A 12,514-nucleotide genomic window follows, 5' to 3' on the forward strand; every position below is an offset into this window, starting at 1 on the left:
GGAATGAAGGTTCCCGTGGGCAAGGTTAGGGACCTACCGGGGATGAGAACTGCGGATCACTGCGGAACAGGGCCCAGCAGTACGACCGTGTCTCCCGGGTCGGCCGTCACGGCGGCCTTCCGGGTCACGGGGTCGATGCGGCCGTCGGGACGTACGACGAACAGCAGGTCGTGTCGGTCGGGGACGGCGCCGTCGGCGGTGCGCAGCTGGATGCGGGCGCCGGCCTGGTATCGGCGGTCGATGGCGACACCGGTCAGCTCTTGGTCGAACAGCACCTCGCCGCCGGTGTGGGGCGCGACCGCGCCGTGCTCCGGGCCGGCCGGGCCCAGGCGGTAGATCGGGCCGTCGATCGCCCTGTCCAGCACGACCGAGCACAGCGTGTTGAAGTCGTCGTCGGCGGTGAGCAGAAGCATCATCGTGATGCCGCTGAGCTCGGCTCGCCTGGCGGTGGCCGCGGCGAGCAGCTTGCCGCGGGCCAGCTCGAGGCCGGCCTGGGTGATCTGCTCTCGCTGCTGATCCTGGCCGGCCCACATCAGGACCTCCATGCCCAGGGAGCTCAGTGCCCGGCCCAGGTCGATCACCCAGGGCTCGCCGCCGACGAGCAGCGGCCGGGAATGGGCCGGCCGCACCACGTGCAGCATCCGGGCCACGGGCACGGCGGTCAGGCCGTAGAGCACCACCGTGGCGACGATGACCATGAAGGTGGCGGGAAGGATCTTCTGCGCGCCGCCGATGCCGCGTGCCACCAGCGTGGTGGAGAACGTGGCGGCGGTGGCGGCCGCGACGATGCCGCGCGGCGCCATCCACCCGATCATGCCGCGTTCCCCCCTGGCCAGATCCGTGCGCCACGTGGTCACGGCCGCGACCAGAGGACGGGTCACGAGAACCAGGACCGCGACCAGCCCGAGCGTCGGCAGCGCCACATGCCGCAGGGACTCCGGCGTGATGGTGGCCGAGATGGAGATGAACAGCAGGCCCAAGGTCAACGAGACCAGGGTCTCGAAGAAGGGGCGGCGTGGCGGGAGCGCGAATCCCGGGATGTTGGCGACCGCCAGCCCCATGGCGATCGCCGCGATCAGGCCCGAGTCATCACGCAGCGCGTCGCACCCCGCGGCCACCGCGACGACCACGGCGAGCTGCACGGTGGTACCGAGGACCTCGCCCAGCCGGAGGGTGCGGGAGGCCAGCCACAACACCCCCGCCCCGACGACCCCTCCGGCCAGGCCGAGCCCGGCGCTGGCCAGGAACTGCACCAGCTGGACCGGCAAGTCCCGCTGGGAGTCGGTGTCGACGGCGTGGAACACCAGCGCGCCCAGGATCCCGCCGATCGGGTCGATCAGCGACCCCTCCCAGATCAGCACACTTTGTACCCGGTCGACCGGCCGCACGAAGTCCAGCAGCGGTCCGACGACTGTCGGGCCCGACACCACCAGGATCACGCCGAGCATGACCGCGACTCGTGTCGACAGCTCGAGGAACAACCCTCCGAACAGTCCGGCGAACGCCCAGGTGATCAGCACCCCGAGCCAGATCAGCCGGATCACGATGCGGCGGGTGTGGCCGCGCAGCTCGCGCAGCTCGAGCCCGAGGCCGGCGTCGTAGAGGATGAGGGCCACGGCGAGGGAGACCAGCGGGGAGAACGCCGAGCCGAGCAGTTTGTTCGGGTCGACGTCCCCGGTCAGCGCGCCGGCGGTGAAGCCGACGGGCAGCAGGACGATGAGCGCGGGAATCCGCAGCGCGGCCGCCAGCAGCTGCGAGCAGACCGCGAGCAGCACGATCAGGCCCAAACCCAGGAAGATCTGTTCAGTCGTCACAGTGGCCTCCCTGAGAACGACGGCGGCTGACACGGCGTCGCTTTGGACGTGAAAACACCGCGCACTGACCGGGTCGGCACGCCGCTCGCAACCTAACGCAGGCCATCGACCAGGCTCGGAAGCCTCGCGGCCACCAGGAGCCGGCCTCACCCAGACGGCCCACATGACCATCTGCCGTGTGGGCCGCCCGGGTGTGGCCGTGACCCCCCGAAGGTCCGGATTCCGGTCCTCGCAGTCTGTTCGGCGGAGTCGGGCGGGCATTCGGCCAGCTTGGTTCTCCGCACATGACCGGTTCGGATGAAGTCCGGGCCGGTCGTGTGACTGTTCGCGTGATCGGTCACTGGATGTCGGCCGGGGTTTCGCACCGGGCGCATCGGCCTGTCAGGGGCCTGAGCGGTCGCGTTTCGCGGTCGTTGTCGAGCCGCTGCTTGCGAAGCGGCTGAAATCGTCGGTGGCCAGTGCCGGGATACTGGATGATCTGTGCCCGAGGCGATGGTGGCGCGCCTTCTCAGTGCGTATGAGGGGATTGATGAATCACTTGAATGACGCGCAAGAAGTCGACAGCCATCTGCCCCGATGCACTGGAGAGCGCCCATGCAAAACGACGGTAGCGGCTGGTCACTCTGTGAATGTGGGCGGCTGCTTGCTGTTGCCCCGTTCGTACTAGCGTGCATAGCCTGATCTTGACGGGTAGCCGCATTCCAGTGCTGGTGTCGAGCTTCTGCTGTCACTTCAGTTGCGCGGCTTGAGAGATCGCCGTGCCTTGCTGGTCACGGCGGGAGGCGGGGAAGGATCGAGGTCATGACGAAGGCTGACGCGGTTTTCACGTATGTCGGTACCTACCCGAGCGAGGACGCGGCGCAGGCCGACTACGACGTCGTGAAGGATCTGCACGCGCTCGGCGCGGTCGGCTCCTACGATGCCGCCGTGGTCACCAAGGACGACACGGGGAAGGTGTACGTCAACAAAGACGAGACGGCCACTCGGCACGGGGCGTGGGGCGGTGCTGCGGTGGGTGCGTTCGTCGGGCTGCTGTTCCCGCCCGCGATCATCGGTGCGGCCGCCGTCGGTGCTGCCGTGGGCGGCGTCAGCGGCCATCTGTGGCGCGGTATGTCCCGCGCGGACGTCAAGGAGTTCGGGGAGATCATCGATGACGGACAGGCTGCTCTCGTGATCGTCGGGGAGAGCACCCTGGCCCAGGCCGTCGACAAGGCAGGGCTCAAGGCCGAAAAGCACGTCGAGAAGGAACTCGACGTGAGCTCGAAGGACGTGGACGAGGCCGTCCAGGAGACTGCCGCCGAGATCGGCTGACCTGTCCCTCCGGCGGACATCGAGATCTGGCCTGCCTGCCATAGATAGTCCTGCCGAACCTCGACATCCGCCCGGGTGTCACGGTGGGCACCAGTTCACAGCCGCTGCCACGAGGATCCCCAGGCTCAACAGCAGCGCTCCGTCGAAGAAACCGCGCAGCAGGCGGAACGCCGCGCCGCCGTCCGAGGCGCGTAGCCAGTGCACGTCGGCGAGCACAAGGGCGCTACGAGGCCTACGGCCAGTACGGCGGCTCCGACGACGTTCCCAAACTACTGAGCTTTAAGGTGTGGTGTCGTCGAGGGCTGACAGTTGTTCGGTTCGGCGGTACGTCTGTTGTGTGAGATATGCGCAAGGTGGCGGGTTGACCGCCGAGCGTAGAGCGGTCAACGCAACAGCGGGCCAGCCGTGCGCGACCGACCCGCGCTCCAGTTCCGCCTCCAGCACCGCGAACTGCTCGGCCGACAACTGCGGATGACTCGGGGCGGCTGGCTTTGTCGGTGGCCGGACCTAGTATGCGGAGCATGACGCGATATATCGACGAGGATCTGCACGGTGCGGAGTTCCGCGAGTGCGATCTGACCGGGGCACGCCTGATCGGCGTCGTCATGCAGGATGCCGTGATCGACGGGCTCGTCACCAACCTCGTAGTGAACGGTGTCGAGGTCACCGAGTACGTCGAGGCAGAGCTCGACCGGCGTCATCCGGTGCGGGTGCTGATCCGCTCCGAGGACCCTGACGATCTGCGCGAGGCATCGCGTCAGCTCCATGCCGGCTGGGCCGCCACGATCGAGCGAATCCGCCGTACGCCCGGCATCGAGCGCCGCAGCGTGAACGACGAGTGGTCGGCGGTGCAGACGATGCGCCACCTGGTCTTCGTCCACGACTCGTGGTTCCGTCGCTGCTGCCTGGGCTCGACGGAGCTGTTCACACCGATGGGCATCGGGCCGACCGTCGAGCCCTACCGTGGAGCGCACGGGCTTGATCTCTCGCTCGATCCGACCCTCGACGAGATCGTGAGCGTGCGTGACGCACAGGCCGCCGAGCTCGAGGCCTGGCTCGACGAGGTCACCGCCGTGCAGCTCGCAGCGCGAGCGCCGGTGCCCGACGACGATGTCTGGCCGCCGTACGCCCGGGGCCGCTTGGTGCGGCAGTGCCTCGGCACCGTGCTCAACGAGACCTTCGAGCACCACCGCTTCTGCGTTCGCGACCTCGACCTGATCGAGGCACAGGACGCCGAGTAGGGCCGACTACAGACAACGTGCACCCGCAGCTCCTTGGCGATCACCGCGTTGTCGTCGCCGACGGCGAACCGCTCACCGGCCTCCATCCTCAGCTGCTCTCGCACCGCTCTACGCTCGGCGGTCAACCCGCCACCTTGCGCATATCTCACACAACAGACGTACCGCCGGACCGAACAACTGTCAGCCCTCGACGACACCACACCTTAAAGCTCAGTAATAATCATCGGCAGATAAGAATGCGTAACTGCACCGGTCGCCATGTTATAGCGCTTACGCATCGGCAGGCGTCCCGGCCCGAAGAGCGCGCGACCACCGAGGCAGCTGGTGGGAAAGCCGATGTGTCCCCTCCATGTTCGCTTCTTCGGGCTGAGGTCACCCGGGACTGGTGTTCGCGCGGGATGGTCGCCCCTCGGCAGGAGTCGAGTTGCTCGTCGGAGCGATGGCCGGTGAGACTGGAAGCAGGGCAAAGATCGCGGCGGTGGCGTTTGCCGCGATGCGCCTCCGGCCGCCTGGACTGGGTCGCCGCGACCACTGCCGTTGTGCCGCCGTTCTTGGGAGGCGATTCTCCGGGCGATATGGGGTGGCTTGCCTGGCACAAGGGAAAGCGGGGATGACCATGGCCAGCGTAGAAAACCTGGAAGGACGGCCTCCTCATGCCGGACGGGTCAAGCGTCGGCTGCATGCGGTGTTCGCGCTCAATCCAGCGGGGCTCAACTGGCCGCGGGGCGTGTTGTTCCTGGATGTCGCGCTGGTGCCCCTGGTCGTATTGTTGGCGACCGGATACGAGCAGTACCTGCTCAGCGCGTTGTTCGGCCTGTTTTTCGCGGCGTTGGCCGATCCGGGGGGCAGCTACGGGCACCGCGCGTCGCGCGTCGCCGGCTTCGCGCTGGTCGGTGCGGCGCTGACGGCGTGGGGGTTCGGCATGGGCGGGGCCGGATGGGGCTGGATGATGCTCGCGGCCTTCGTGGTCACGCTGGCGGCAGGTCTCGCGGCCGCGTTCGGCGTTCACAGATTCGTCGCGGCGCTGCTGCTCAACATCTGGTTCATCGTCGTTCTCGGTGTGGCGTTCAGCCTCCACCATCACACGCACACCACCAGCTATACGTGGGCGCAGACGCTCGCCTGGGCCGGAGGTTCGGCGCTGTGGATCGCGGTGACGTTCCTGGTGTGGCTGGTCCGCCGGGTGGACCGGCCGCAGCCGGTCACGGAGATTCCCGGTGACACCTCGCGCCGGGACCTGACCCGGCCGCTGGTCATGTTCGCGGCGATCCGTGCTGGGGCCGTCGCGGCCGCCGTCGCGCTGGCGTTCGGCCTGGACCTTTCGCACGGGTACTGGATGCCGATCGCGGCCATAGTGGCGATGAAACCGAGTCTGGAACAGACCACACTCATCGCGGAGCAACGCCTGACCGGGGCGCTGCTCGGTGCGGTCGCGGCCGCGCTGCTGCTGCTGATACCCGCCAGTGAACATGGGCTCAAACTCATCGCGGCCGTGAATGCGCTCGAAGTGGTTGCCCTCATCGTCTTGATGCACGGCGCGGCGATCCGGTTCTGGAACTACGCGCTCTACTGTGCGGCCATCGCCGCCGGCGTGCTGATCTTCGTGGATCTTCCGCAGCCCTCTGGCTACGCCGCCGAGGGTTACCGGGTGCTGTGGACATTGTGCGGTGTGGGGATCGGTGCGGCCGTGATGCTGCTGGCGGATCTATTCGCTGAACGCAGCACCACAGGGCGTCCGAAAACAGCAAGACAAGCAGCTTGAACACGCGGGGCGGAGCGGCCTGTCGAGCCTGGGGGCCGGGCCTCGCGAGGTAAGGCCGCAAGAGAATCGCGATAGGCGGAGTGCCGAACTCCACTGGCGGACCTTCACCGGTGGGAGGGAGCATGAAGGCGGGAACGCCACCGGTCTCGCGGCCGCGCCGACGGCGGCGAAGGCCAGTCCGGTCGTGGATGCTCCCGGCGTTGCCGCCGGACGCCGTGGCCAGCACCAGCTCGCCGAAGACGGTGCTCTGCCGGAACTTCACGTCGGTCAGCAGGTTCCAGCCGCTGACGTTCGGCGCGGCCCAGCGCCACACCTGGGTGTCCGGTGTCCAGGCCGCCGCGCGCGGGTGGATCAGGATGCTGTTGAACCCGGGCGTCTGGTCGCACACTGCGGTGCGGTAGGTCTCAGTCGGGTCTCGAGGTTCTGCGCGCTGATCGGTATCCCGTGCCGCACCTACCACCGGCGCTTGGCCGCGCACCGATCCGGCCAGAACCTGGTCGCCCTGCGAACCCGCAACACCACCGCCCCGGACGCGGGCCTGGTCTGGCGCCCGTTCGCGTGCGACCCGCCGCGCAGGCGCTTCGTCCTCGTCACCCCCGCCGACAGCCTTTGGGCTGGGATGCTGACCGGCGGTGCCGGTGTGGGGCGCGCGGAGACGGAGATGACGGCGCGCAGACTCTAATCGCGCAGTTCCACCGGAAGCTCGTTCAGGCCCCAGGCGAAGTTGGAGCCGTTGTAGCGGGGTTCGCCGGTCGCTGTGATGGTGCGTACCAGGCGGCGGAGGGTGCGGAGGTAGGCGGTGATCTGTAGGCGGGCGAGGCGGCTGCCCAGGCACATGTGGCGGCCTGCGCCGAAGGTGAGGTGGCGGTTGGCGGTGCGTCCGACGTCGAAGGTGTCGGGGGCGGCGAAGACGTCTTCGTCGCGGTTGGCTGAGCCGGTCCAGGTGACGACGCGGTGGCCGGGTGCTATGTCGGTGTCGCCGATGCGGAGCGGCTCGGTCGCGGTGCGCATCACGTGCATGCCGGGTGCTGACCAGCGTAGGGCTTCCTCGGTCGCGGTTGTCGGGTCCACCTCGCCGGTGGTGATGCGGCGCCATTGGTCGGGGTGGTGGGCCAGTTGCAGGGTGAGCGAGGCCAGGGTGAAACGTGTCGTCTCGTTCCCGCCGGAGAGGATTCCGCTGAGGTTGAAGATGACTTCCTCGTCGGTGAGTCGCGCGCTCTCGGGATCGGTGTTGGTGGTCGCGGCGTGTCCGAGCAGGCTGCGGATGAAGGCGTTCGCGCCGGTCCTGGTGCTCTCGCCGACCATGTTGTAGAAGTACTGGAAGATCTCGCTGTTGGCTGTGGCCCGCTGGACGTCCGACGGCGACTCGAACGCCTCGGTGGTCTTCTTCCCGATCCATTCCCAGTCTTCGCGCGGTAGGCCCATGATCGCGCAGATCACGTCGGTCGGGATGCGCCGGATATACGTGAGCAGGTCCGGTTCCGGCTCGCGCATTGCCGCGGCGACGACGTCCGCGACGACTGCCTCCACATACGTCTCGGCGCGGGTGAGCACTTCGTGGGAGAACGGCTGGGCCAGGACGCGCTTCATGCGCGTGTGGTGGGGCGGGTCGGAGACGATGAGCATCTTGTCGGCGACCGCGGCGGCGGCGGAGGCCCCGGTACCGAGCCGGATGCCCTTCGTGGAGCTCATCCGGGTGCTGTCGCGGTGGACGGCGACCACGTCGCGGTACTTGGTGACGCTCCAGAAGCCGTCGGCCGAGCCCTCGGGCTGTTGCCACGAGACGGGGTCGTGCGCGCGGTACCACGCGAAGGCGTCGTAGAACCCGGTGCCGTCGAACAGGCCCGGCGCGAAGAGGTCGGGGGCATCGGAGACGATCTGGCGCGTCATCGATGCGCTGCCGCCCGTGCGGCGATTTCGATCAGCATTCTGAAAAAACCTATCGTAGAACACGTACATGTCGCGCTGCCCAGCCTGGTTGTATTCGGTGTATGGGCCCGCACCGTCGGAAACGGGCGGGCCCCGTGAGGCGGCGCTCACACCGGATGGATCTCCCACACGTCGCGCGGGGCGGCGTCCTCACTCTCGGTCTCCTCGGTCATGACGAGGGACAGGGCCCGGCCTCCCTCCTCGAAGAGCAAGCAGCGCTCGCGCAAGGCGATCAGGCGCGCGGTGACGTCGGCGGTGTCGCGGCCCAGGAAGGCGGCGAGACGTTCGGGCCGCAGCGGCGAGGACAGGCGATGCAGGATCGCGACGTCCTCGGCGTCGATCACGTACTCGCGCGGGCTGCCGCCGCGCGAGTCGTGAATGCGGCCGTGCCCGTCCGGTGCGACGGTGAGCGTCAGGCGCGGCGGCTCGGCACCCGCTTCCTGCCAGCGCGCAGTCCACTGCCGGGTCAACTCGTTGAGCGGTTCCAGCCACTTGATGGCCGCGAGCTGGTACGGCGCCAGCCGCTCGTCGGCGAAGAAGTACGCGAAGTTCTCCAGACCGGCTTCCCCGAAGGGGTAGATGAGCCGGTAGTACGCCATCGGGCGCAGTTTCAGGCCGTACTCGGCGGCCTTGGTGAAATACGGGCTGTAGCGGTCGAAACGGACCATGAACGCGCCCGACGGCGGCGGCAGATGGAACAGCAGCGGAAGGTTCTCCGCGTAACCGCGGTAGACCGACTCCTCCTCGCCGGGGAAGCCGACCAGCAGGTTCCAGACCGGCTCGACGTCGTGCCGCGAACAGCTCTTGAGGAACTGAATGTTCTGAAAAGCCGTGGTGCCCTTGCCCATCAGGGCGAGCGTGTCGGTCGACAGCGCCTCGATGCCGGGCTGGACACGGTTGACGCCGCCGCGCGCCATGAGCTTCATGTCGCGGTCGGCCACGGGGACCTTGACCTCGTAGAAGATCGACGCGCCCGCGGGCGGGCGCAGGTGGTCGAAGACGTCCCGCGGGTAGTTCTTCGGCATGATGTTGTCGGTGCACGCATACGTGGTGCACCAAGGAGCGTAGGCGAAGAGGCGGTCGAGCTGCCGGCGCGCGAGAGCCGCGTCCATGGCGCGGTACTTCATGGTGAGCCCGTTGAGGCCGCAGAAGGTGCAGTGCGAGCGCTCGCCCCACCAGCAGCCGCGCGAGGTCTCGAAATAGAGGATCGGCTGGGTGCCGGCGTCGATCGCGGCGGTGAGATCGGCTTTGCCGCGCAAGGACGCGACGAAGCTGTCGTAGTCGAGCTCGATGTAGTCGTCGATGTCACGTTCCCGCCCGACGGCGGCGGCGTAGCGGGGGTCGGCGCAGTTGCGATCCGACAGGATGCCGGGGATCGCGTGCAGGCCCTCCGGGTCTCCGTCGAGCAGGTGCCGGACGAACGCCGGAAAAGTGTGCAGCGCGGGTCCCTGGAAGACGAAGTCCAGCACCGGCACGCCCGCGGCGAGTTCGCGCCCCATCGGTGGTTCGCAGTTCGCGCCGCCGATGACGGTGACCACGGACGGGGCGCGCTGCTTGATCATCCGGGCCAGCGCGATGCTCGCGGCGGTCTGCGCGAACATCGACGTGAAGCCGACGACGTCGTAGGACGCGAGGTCGTACCGCTCCACCAGCTCGGCACAGAACCGGGGCAGCCCGTCGCGGAGCTCTGCGATGTGCGCCCTGAACTCGTCCCAGCGCCGGCCGACGTAGTAACGCCGGAAGTACTCGGCGGAGTTCTCCGGGAGGTCGGGGAAGGCCACGTCGCGGAACAACCAGTCGCCGAGGCCCGTCGTGAGGTGCTCGATGGTGCCGGCCAGTGCGGTGTAGAGGGGGACGCCGAAGTATTCGGCCATGTCCTGGTTGAGGTGGACGACGTCGGTCTCGACCTCGTCTCCGAACTCGCGCCGGGTGAGCGAGGCGAGTTGGCTCAGGGCGAAGGACGGGCGGTGCCAGTCCGCGAACGGCATGTTCACAAGGGCGATTCGCAGCATCGCCATCCTCTCGTCGTGGTGGTCCCAGTGGTGGTCGTCGTGGTTGTCGTCGTAGTGGTCGTCGTGGTGGTGCCGGAGGTCACGAAGGGCCGGCGACCGTCTGGAGCCGGGGCTCCTGACCGGGCGCCGCGGGTACGGTGCGCAATGCGGCGCTCGCCTGGCCGGCCAGCGCGACGGCGGCGATCAGCACGCCGAGGGCGACGAACAGCGTCCACAGCGCGAAGGACTGGAACGCGATCCCGGCCAGCAGCGGGCCGAACGGCGCCCCCGCCATCGCCATCAGCCCGGCGGCGCTTTGCGCCCGGCCCTGGAGGTGGTCCGGCGTGAGCCGGGCCAGCGTCCCGGCCGCGACCGCGTTGTGGCTCGGCGCCAGCAGCCCGCAGCCGGCCACGACCGCGATCACCGCGACGACGGCGCCGTGCGCGACCGCGAGCAGCGGGACCAGCGCCGCGCAGGCCCAGGTGACGCCGAGCAGCGTCTGCCGGGCGTCGTACCGCTTGGTGAGGCGGCGCGCCAGCAAGGAGCCGGCGAGCGCGCCGATCCCCCACGCGGAGATCACCAGGCCGGTGGCCGTCGCGCCGCGGCCGTCGCGCGCGAACGCCAGGATCACCAGGAAGATCGCACTCTGGAAGGCGGTGTTGAGCGCGGCGGTACCCAGCGCGCAGTACCGCAGGAATGCGTTCCGCCAGATGAAGACCATGCCCGCGGCGGCGCCTTTCGCGAGCGACCGCACCGTGCCGGTACGCCCGTCCTGCGTCCGGTCCGGCGAGACGTCCGCCCCGACCGCGGGGGCGGGGGCCCGCGGCCGATTCAGCGGCGTGCGCACGGCGAGCACGCCGAGCGCGCACACGACGTACGACGCGGCGTCCGTCCACAGCGGCACCTGCGCCGAGATGCCGAACAGAAAGCCGCCGAGCGGCGGTCCGATCAGGAAGAGGACGGCGCTCCTGGCCTCCAGCGTGGAGTACGCGTCAAGCAGGTCGCCCTCCGCGACGATCGTTCGGATCGACGCGCCGGACGCGGGCGCGAAGACCCCGCCCAGCACCCCGATCACCACGACGGCCGCGGCGATCAGCGCGAACGACGCGTGATGCAGAGTCACCGCGGTCGCGAGCCCGCCCATCGCCGCCGCGCAGCCCAGCGCGCAGCCGACCATGGTCGCTCGCCGCGAGAAGTGGTCGGCGAGGGCGCCGCCGGGAAGGCTCATGGCCAAGAAGACCACGCCCTCCAGCAGCGCGAGTGAACCGGTCCGCGCCGAGGAGCCGGTCAGTCGCAGCGTCAGCAGCGGAAGCGCCAGAAAGGAGACCTGCGTGCCGAGCCGCGACAGCCCGACGACGACGAGGAACAGCCGGAAGTCGCGGTTGCGCCGCAGGGTGCCGGGACTGGGCATGGTGGTCCTCTTCTTCCTTCTCCTGCGTTTGTGGGGCGCGCGGTCAGCGTTCGGCGAGGCGGTGGGTGCGGGCCGCGGTTCCCTCAGTGCCCTGACCGCTGTACAGCTCCAGCAGGGTCGCGATGACCTTGCGCTCGCCGGTGTACGGGCGGCGGCCGTGCGCCATCCGCATGTTGTCGATCAGCAGGACGTCCCCGGGCTGCCACGGGAACTGCACCGACGCGGACCGGAACGCGGCGCGCACGGCTTCCAGATACGCGAGCGGGATGTCGGTGCCGTCGCCGAAGACGGCGTCGCGCGGCAGCCGATCGACGCCGAACAGTTCCGCCAGCGACGCCGCGATCTGCGGCGGGAGGCTCGAACGGTGGAAGAGGTGCGCCTGGTTGAACAGGACGCGCTCACCCGTGACCGGATGCCGCGCGGTGCCCTGCGCGGTCTGCGCGGTGCGCAGCGTCGTCGCGTCCAGCCATGAATGCTCGATGCCGTGCGCGGCGCAGAACTCGGCGAGCTCGCCGCGGTCGGACGTCTGGAAGACGACCTCCCAGGGAAGGTCGACGTGCGGACGGTAGTGCCGGATGTACCGCACCTGCCTCTGTTCGAACGCGTCGAGGATCTCCTGGCCGACCGCCCCCGTCACCCGGCGCAGGTCGGCGAGCGGCGTTTCGCCGCGGGTCGCCGGCGCGACCAGGCAGCACAGGGCGAGCTTCAGCGGCCATTCGCGCTGGTAGGCGTTCTCGCAATGCAGGGCGATCTCCTGATCGGCGGGATACTCGGTCGCGGTGAACACGCCTTCGCCGACCGAGCTCCGCGGGGTCGAGCGGTAGACGTAGTCGAGGGCCTGCGGCGAGAGCGCGGAGCCGAAGCGCGCGAACTCCTCGACGGAGGCGACCGGGAAGCCGCGGAAGAGCACAGCACCGTGGTCGAGCAGCCGTTCGTCGATCCGCGCGCGGTGGGCGGCGACGACCTCGGCCAGGTCGGGCGCACCCGAGGCGGGGCTCACGACCAGGGGCGAGCCGCCGCCGGGGAACATCGTGTGCTCGGTCAGTCCTCGCATG

General features: G+C 69.1%; 11 protein-coding genes and 1 pseudogene. 5 read left to right on the forward strand and 7 right to left on the reverse strand.

Features of this window, described 5'->3' with window-relative positions:
• Positions 1-56: 56 nt before the first annotated feature.
• Positions 57-1,814, reverse strand: a complete 1,758-nt coding sequence (locus ABD466_RS37470; protein ID WP_344662020.1) for a cation:proton antiporter — start codon at positions 1,812-1,814, stop codon at positions 57-59.
• 801 nt (positions 1,815-2,615) lie between these two features.
• Between ABD466_RS37470 and ABD466_RS37475 the strand changes: the two genes are divergently transcribed.
• Complete coding sequence (locus ABD466_RS37475) at positions 2,616-3,125, forward strand: DUF1269 domain-containing protein (RefSeq protein ID WP_344662021.1); 510 nt, start codon at positions 2,616-2,618, stop codon at positions 3,123-3,125.
• Positions 3,126-3,203: 78 nt separating this feature from the next.
• Here the strand turns inward: ABD466_RS37475 and ABD466_RS37480 are convergent, their stop codons facing one another.
• Complete coding sequence (locus ABD466_RS37480; RefSeq protein ID WP_344662022.1) at positions 3,204-3,329, reverse strand: hypothetical protein; 126 nt, start codon at positions 3,327-3,329, stop codon at positions 3,204-3,206.
• A 308-nt stretch (positions 3,330-3,637) separates the two neighbouring features.
• Here ABD466_RS37480 and ABD466_RS37485 point away from each other — a divergent pair, with 308 nt between their 5' ends.
• Entirely contained in the window at positions 3,638-4,366 is a 729-nt protein-coding gene (locus ABD466_RS37485; RefSeq protein ID WP_425558840.1) for a DinB family protein, read from the forward strand.
• Here ABD466_RS37485 and ABD466_RS44575 read toward each other — a convergent pair.
• Positions 4,312-4,515 (reverse strand): annotated as a pseudogene (locus ABD466_RS44575) (hypothetical protein); the annotation flags it as partial. The gene ABD466_RS37485 and the pseudogene ABD466_RS44575 overlap by 55 nt on opposite strands.
• Positions 4,516-4,976: 461 nt before the next feature.
• On the opposite strand from ABD466_RS44575, the gene ABD466_RS37490 reads away from it, so the two are divergent.
• From ABD466_RS37490 to ABD466_RS37500, 3 genes are all read left to right on the forward strand, one after another.
• Positions 4,977-6,128 (forward strand): FUSC family protein, encoded by a 1,152-nt coding sequence (locus tag ABD466_RS37490; RefSeq protein ID WP_344662023.1) that lies wholly within the window; start codon positions 4,977-4,979, stop codon positions 6,126-6,128.
• A 200-nt stretch (positions 6,129-6,328) separates the two neighbouring features.
• Positions 6,329-6,529: a hypothetical protein gene (locus tag ABD466_RS37495; protein ID WP_344662024.1), complete on the forward strand. Its 201-nt coding sequence runs from the start codon at positions 6,329-6,331 to the stop codon at positions 6,527-6,529.
• Between the two features lie 65 nt (positions 6,530-6,594).
• Entirely contained in the window at positions 6,595-6,810 is a 216-nt protein-coding gene (locus tag ABD466_RS37500; RefSeq protein ID WP_344662025.1) for a hypothetical protein, read from the forward strand.
• Here ABD466_RS37500 and ABD466_RS37505 read toward each other — a convergent pair.
• From ABD466_RS37505 to ABD466_RS37520, 4 genes are all read right to left on the reverse strand, one after another.
• A complete protein-coding gene (locus ABD466_RS37505) occupies positions 6,807-8,018 on the reverse strand; it encodes a cytochrome P450 (protein ID WP_344662026.1) in 1,212 nt (403 codons plus the stop codon). The genes ABD466_RS37500 and ABD466_RS37505 overlap by 4 nt on opposite strands.
• A 146-nt stretch (positions 8,019-8,164) precedes the next feature.
• Positions 8,165-10,069 (reverse strand): RiPP maturation radical SAM C-methyltransferase, encoded by a 1,905-nt coding sequence (locus ABD466_RS37510; RefSeq protein ID WP_344662027.1) that lies wholly within the window; start codon positions 10,067-10,069, stop codon positions 8,165-8,167.
• A 79-nt stretch (positions 10,070-10,148) separates the two neighbouring features.
• The gene (locus tag ABD466_RS37515) at positions 10,149-11,459 is read right to left on the reverse strand and encodes an MFS transporter (protein ID WP_344662028.1); all 1,311 of its coding nucleotides are present in this window, start codon (positions 11,457-11,459) and stop codon (positions 10,149-10,151) included.
• 43 nt (positions 11,460-11,502) lie between these two features.
• Positions 11,503-12,513 (reverse strand): TauD/TfdA family dioxygenase, encoded by a 1,011-nt coding sequence (locus ABD466_RS37520; RefSeq protein WP_344662033.1) that lies wholly within the window; start codon positions 12,511-12,513, stop codon positions 11,503-11,505.
• Between the last annotated feature and the right edge of the window lies 1 nt (position 12,514).

Origin of the sequence: Catenulispora subtropica (assembly GCF_039531675.1) — a bacterium.
In the GTDB taxonomy this organism is placed as follows: Bacteria; Actinomycetota; Actinomycetes; order Streptomycetales; family Catenulisporaceae; genus Catenulispora; species Catenulispora subtropica.

Excerpts from the sequence above, each read along its gene's own strand:
- ABD466_RS37475 (WP_344662021.1), top strand. The coding sequence starts at position 2,616 with ATGACGAAGGCTGACGCGGTTTTCACGTATGTCGGTACCTACCCGAGC.
- ABD466_RS37485 (WP_425558840.1), top strand. The coding sequence starts at position 3,638 with ATGCGGAGCATGACGCGATATATCGACGAGGATCTGCACGGTGCGGAG.
- ABD466_RS37490 (WP_344662023.1), top strand. The coding sequence starts at position 4,977 with ATGACCATGGCCAGCGTAGAAAACCTGGAAGGACGGCCTCCTCATGCC.
- ABD466_RS37505 (WP_344662026.1), bottom strand. The coding sequence starts at position 8,018 with ATGACGCGCCAGATCGTCTCCGATGCCCCCGACCTCTTCGCGCCGGGC.
- ABD466_RS37510 (WP_344662027.1), bottom strand. The coding sequence starts at position 10,069 with ATGCTGCGAATCGCCCTTGTGAACATGCCGTTCGCGGACTGGCACCGC.
- ABD466_RS37515 (WP_344662028.1), bottom strand. The coding sequence starts at position 11,459 with ATGCCCAGTCCCGGCACCCTGCGGCGCAACCGCGACTTCCGGCTGTTC.
- ABD466_RS37520 (WP_344662033.1), bottom strand. The coding sequence starts at position 12,513 with ATGCGAGGACTGACCGAGCACACGATGTTCCCCGGCGGCGGCTCGCCC.